We start from the raw sequence: 3,307 nt of genomic DNA, 5'->3' as shown, positions 1-3,307 counted from the left end.
CGCCGCGACGGCCGCGGCCGAACCGCCGGAGGAGCCGCCCGGCACGAGCTGCGCGTCGGACCCCTTCCGGCGCCAGGGCGAGACCACGTTGCCGTAGGCGCTGGTCTCGTTGGACGAGCCCATGGCGAACTCGTCAAGGTTCAGCTTGCCCAGCATCACGGCGCCGTCGCGCCACAGGTTGGCCGAGACGGCCGATTCGTAGTGCGGCACGAAGGTTTCGAGGATCTTAGAGCCCGCCGTCGTGATGACGCCCTCGGTGCAGAACAGATCCTTGATCCCGAGCGGGATGCCCTCGAGGGGGCGCGCCGCGCCGGCCGCGATCTTTTCGTCCGCAGCATCCGCCATCTTGAGGGCTTGGTCGGGCGTCTCGCGGATGAAGGCGTTCAGCACGCGGGCCTTGGCCATGGCGTCGAGATGCGCCTGGGTCAGCTCGCGGGCCGAGATCCGCTTCGCCTTGAGGGCGTCGCGCGCCTCGGCCAGGGTGAGTTCGTTCGGATCCACGCTGTTCCCGTCCTCGCGCGCCACGGCGCGCATGCCCGCCAGAATGTTTGCTTCGCCGAAGGCTGGATGCAGCCTACTCGACGACCTTCGGAACCAGGAAGTAATTGTCTTCGGTCTCGGGGGCGTTGGCGACCACGTCCGCGGCGCGGCCGCCGTCGGTGACCACGTCCTCGCGCTTCTTCATCGCCATCGGGGTCACCGAGGTCATCGGCTCGACGCCGCTCACGTCGATGGCGCCGAGCTGCTCGACGAAGGCCAGGATGGCGTTCAGCTCACCCTGCAGCGGACCGACCTCGTCGTCGGTGACCGCGATCCGAGCCAGATGCGCGATACGCCGAACCGTCTTCTCGTCGACCGACATGCCGTCCCGTTCGTCCCTGCCCGGGAGGCATCCCCGGCGCCGGCCGCGCTATAGCACTGCGGTTCGACGCGCCGCAACGCGGGCGTTAAAGCCGGCCCACCCCTCACGATGGCGGGCGGGACGCCGGATCAGGTCACCACGTGGTTCGGCGTGACCGACATCTCGATGGTGATGCCGGCCGGGCGCACGGGCCTGAAGACCGATTGCGAGGCTCCGAAGACCAGGACTTCGAAGGCCAGGACCAGCATCCAGCACTGCTTGCGGGTCACGGATCGTTTGCGGCGGAGCGGGGCCGGAATGCAGGGCTGGCCGATCGTCGTCATGGCGATACCCGGTTTGTGGATTAACGAAGTCTTAACCTACCTATTCGCGAACGGCTCCGGGCGTATCCGGGTCGATCTACGGAGAGCGTTAACGCTGTGGACGGTGGAGTGGCTATGATGTGGGAGTCGGTGTTCACGAGCCTGTCGGTGGGGTTCACGGCGCGGGGTGCCGACCTCGACGGCGCCGCGGCGGAGCTGGGATTCCCCCTGCCCGCCTCCTACCGCAGCTTCTGCGAGACCTGCGGCATCGGCCTGGCGGGCGGGCAGGTCCGGATCGCCGTGCCGTCGCCGTACGAGGCCAGCGATCTGGCCACCCAGGCCGGGGTGATCGCCGTCAGCGTCGGCAACGCCGTGGCGATGCTGGAGGACGGCGGGGAGCCGCACCGCTTCGATGTCGAGGACGGCGACCCGGCGGTGATCGAGCGCGCGTGCTTCTTCGGCGCCGGCGAGGACGGCAGCTTCCTGTTCTGGGACGTCTCCGGCACCGGAGAGGAATACGACATTTGGCTGCTGGCGCCCGACCTCGAGACGGTGCGGTTCGGCGGCGAAAATCTCGCCGACTTCTTCACCCGGGTGACCGGACCCTCCGCCACCCTGGTCCTGGGGCCCGGGGCGGTGCCGCTCCCCGCCCGGTTCGAGGGGATCTCGGAAGCCACGCTGGCGCGGGGCGCCGGGCTGGCGTAGGGCCACGCCATGAACTTCGACGAGATCCGCACCTTCGCGGCCGCATCGCGCGGTGGCGCGCGCCTGATCGGGGTCGATCTCGGGACCAAGACGATCGGGCTCGCCCTGTCGGATCTCGGCCGCCAGATCGCGAGCCCCCTCGAGACGATCCGCCGGGTGAAGTTCACCCCGGACGCGCAGCGCCTCGCCGCCTTGTGCCGGCAGCACGCCGTCGGCGGGCTGGTGATCGGGCTGCCCCTGAACATGGACGGCAGCGAGGGGCCGCGGGTGCAATCGACCCGCGCGTTCATCCGCAACCTCAAGCCGATCATCGACATCCCGCACGTCTTCTTCGACGAGCGCCTGTCCACCGCCGTGGTGACCCGGGCGCTGATCGAGGCGGATGCGTCCCGGGCCAGGCGCGGCCAGCTCGTGGACAAGCTCGCCGCCGCCTACATCCTGCAGGGCTGCCTCGACGTGATGCGCAACCTCGCCGATTCCGACGCGGACGCCCTCAGCGACTGAGGAGCGAGACGGCCCCGCTGCCGTGCCGCTCGATCCGGCCGTCGAGCTCCAGCTCCAGCAGCACCGTCTGCACCACCCGGGCGCCGACCCCGGCGCTGCGCGCCAATTCGTCGGTGCCGACCGGGCTCGGCCCCAGCAGGGCGATGATTCTCTGGCGGTCGTCCGCGGGCTCCTCCGGCTCGACCGCCGGCGCGTCGGGGCCGGCGGCCATCCCGATTCTGCCGTCGAGCAGGTCCGCCCGCCCGTCGAGATCGATCTCGTCCCAAAAGTCCGGTTGCTCGGCGAAGTCCGGCCGCTCCCGCGCGGGGGCTGCGTCGGGATCGGGACCGCGATCGATGATCGGGCCGATCACGGCGAGGACGTGGTCGATGTCGGCCACCAGGGTCGCGCCCTGGCGGATCAGGTCGTTGGTGCCCTCCGCCCGCGGGTCGAGCGGCGAGCCCGGAACGGCGAAGACCTCCCGGTTCTGCTCCAGGGCGTAGCGTGCCGTGATCAGCGAGCCGGAGCGGCGCGCCGCCTCGACCACGATCGTGCCGTAGGCGAGGCCCGAGATGATGCGGTTGCGCCGGGGGAAGTCGCGGCCCCGCGCCTCCCAGCCGATCGGCATCTCGGCCACCACCGCTCCGCCCTCCCCCAGGATCGCGTCGACCAGGGCCGCGTGGCTGGCGGGGTAGATCCGGTCCTGCCCGCCGGCCATCACGGCGACGGTGCCAGTATGCAGGCTGGCCTTGTGGGCGCGGGCGTCGATCCCCCGGGCGAGCCCCGAGACCACGGCGAGGCCGGATTCGCCGAGGCCCCGGGCCAGCCGCTCCGTGAAGGCGAGCCCCGCGGTCGATGCGTTGCGCGACCCGACGATGGCGATGGCGGGCCGCGCCAGGATCCTGGGGTCGCCGCGCAGGGCGATGAGCGGCGGGGCCGCGTCGGTGGCTTGGAG

General features: G+C 71.1%; 6 protein-coding genes. 2 read left to right on the top strand and 4 right to left on the bottom strand.

What is annotated here, in order from left to right; translation table 11 throughout:
• From FV228_RS24285 to FV228_RS24275, 3 genes are all read right to left on the bottom strand, one after another.
• Positions 1-501, bottom strand: a 501-nt coding sequence (locus FV228_RS24285; RefSeq protein ID WP_246694021.1) for an amidase, incomplete at its 3' end; no start/stop codon positions are given.
• 73 nt (positions 502-574) lie between these two features.
• Complete coding sequence (gatC, locus tag FV228_RS24280; RefSeq protein WP_147856906.1) at positions 575-862, bottom strand: Asp-tRNA(Asn)/Glu-tRNA(Gln) amidotransferase subunit GatC; 288 nt, start codon at positions 860-862, stop codon at positions 575-577.
• Between the two features lie 128 nt (positions 863-990).
• Complete coding sequence (locus tag FV228_RS24275; protein ID WP_147856905.1) at positions 991-1,185, bottom strand: hypothetical protein; 195 nt, start codon at positions 1,183-1,185, stop codon at positions 991-993.
• Between the two features lie 117 nt (positions 1,186-1,302).
• Between FV228_RS24275 and FV228_RS24270 the strand changes: the two genes are divergently transcribed.
• Both FV228_RS24270 and ruvX read left to right on the top strand, forming a co-directional pair.
• Positions 1,303-1,869 carry an SMI1/KNR4 family protein gene (locus FV228_RS24270; RefSeq protein WP_147856907.1) on the top strand — a complete coding sequence of 189 codons (567 nt, stop codon included), beginning with the start codon at positions 1,303-1,305 and terminating at the stop codon, positions 1,867-1,869.
• Positions 1,870-1,878: 9 nt separating this feature from the next.
• Complete coding sequence (ruvX, locus tag FV228_RS24265; RefSeq protein WP_147856904.1) at positions 1,879-2,373, top strand: Holliday junction resolvase RuvX; 495 nt, start codon at positions 1,879-1,881, stop codon at positions 2,371-2,373.
• Here ruvX and dprA read toward each other — a convergent pair.
• Positions 2,363-3,307: DNA-processing protein DprA (gene dprA, locus FV228_RS24260; RefSeq protein ID WP_147856903.1), on the bottom strand; the 945-nt coding region annotated here is incomplete at its 5' end. The two genes, ruvX and dprA, sit on opposite strands and share 11 nt — an antisense overlap.

It is taken from the genome of Methylobacterium sp. WL18 (assembly GCF_008040015.1).
GTDB lineage: Bacteria > Pseudomonadota > Alphaproteobacteria > Rhizobiales > Beijerinckiaceae > Methylobacterium > Methylobacterium mesophilicum.
This window is presented reverse-complemented; position numbering and strand designations above follow the sequence as displayed.

Bases quoted from the DNA above. Each gene is read 5' to 3' on its own strand.
- gatC (WP_147856906.1), bottom strand. From the start codon at position 862: ATGTCGGTCGACGAGAAGACGGTTCGGCGTATCGCGCATCTGGCTCGG.
- FV228_RS24275 (WP_147856905.1), bottom strand. From the start codon at position 1,185: ATGACGACGATCGGCCAGCCCTGCATTCCGGCCCCGCTCCGCCGCAAA.
- ruvX (WP_147856904.1), top strand. From the start codon at position 1,879: ATGAACTTCGACGAGATCCGCACCTTCGCGGCCGCATCGCGCGGTGGC.
- FV228_RS24270 (WP_147856907.1), top strand. From the start codon at position 1,303: ATGTGGGAGTCGGTGTTCACGAGCCTGTCGGTGGGGTTCACGGCGCGG.